The sequence below is a fragment of the Phaeodactylibacter luteus genome (assembly GCF_007993045.1).
Lineage (GTDB): Bacteria > Bacteroidota > Bacteroidia > Chitinophagales > Saprospiraceae > Phaeodactylibacter > Phaeodactylibacter luteus.
Genome location: NZ_VOOR01000236.1, coordinates 1 through 344 on the forward strand (window position 1 = coordinate 1; position 344 = coordinate 344).

Annotated in this window: 1 protein-coding gene; it reads left to right on the forward strand. The window is 43.0% G+C overall.

Going from position 1 to position 344, the window contains the following annotated elements; translation table 11 throughout:
* Positions 1-53: 53 nt before the first annotated feature.
* The coding region (locus FRY97_RS22135) for a transposase family protein (RefSeq protein WP_147169753.1) at positions 54-344 on the forward strand (291 nt) is incomplete at its 3' end.

Here is a 344-nt window from a genome sequence, read left to right on the forward strand (position 1 = left end):
GGCTCTATGCTAAATTGTGTGGGTAACAGCAAAAAATCGAGTAAATTTGGCAGATGAAAAATAAGGAACTATTCGCGATGGCCTTGGGGATTAATACCCCATGGTTTATAGAAAAGATTGAATTCACTGAAAGTGAGTTGAAAGGCACGAAAGAACTGCATTTATTTCTGGATTTCAAGACAGGGAGCTCTTTCAGGGTGTCAGATGGGAACAATTATACAGCCTACGATACACGTGAAAAGACTTGGCGGCATTTAGACTTTTTCCAGCACCGGTGTTATCTGCATGCAAAAGTCCCCCGGGTAAAGAAGTCAGATGGCAAGGTCGAGCAGGTTGAAGTGCCT